Raw genomic sequence first — 255 nt, 5'->3', positions numbered from 1 at the left:
TTCATAAAACCTTCATGGTGATTGTTGTGGTGAGCACATTTAGGAGCATTAACTGGTAACTGCAGATAATTTGGTCCAAGCCGATGTCTCTGAGTGTCACCATAAGCAAAGATTCTACACTGAAGTAGTTTGTCATCTGAGTAGTAAATCCCAGGAACCACAAGACCAGGGTTGAAAGCAAGCTGCTCAGTTTCATTGAAGAAGTTATCAATCGTCCTGTTCAGAACCAAGCGACCAACAGGTTGCAATGGCAAA

At 42.4% G+C, this 255-nt stretch carries 1 protein-coding gene; it reads right to left on the bottom strand.

Features of this window, described 5'->3' with window-relative positions; genetic code table 11:
* The coding region (locus ASD35_RS09310) for a catalase (RefSeq protein WP_157275464.1) at positions 1 to 255 on the bottom strand (255 nt) is incomplete at both ends.

Source organism: Pelomonas sp. Root1444, assembly GCF_001426885.1.
In the GTDB taxonomy this organism is placed as follows: Bacteria; Pseudomonadota; Gammaproteobacteria; order Burkholderiales; family Burkholderiaceae_C; genus Pelomonas.
This window is presented reverse-complemented; position numbering and strand designations above follow the sequence as displayed.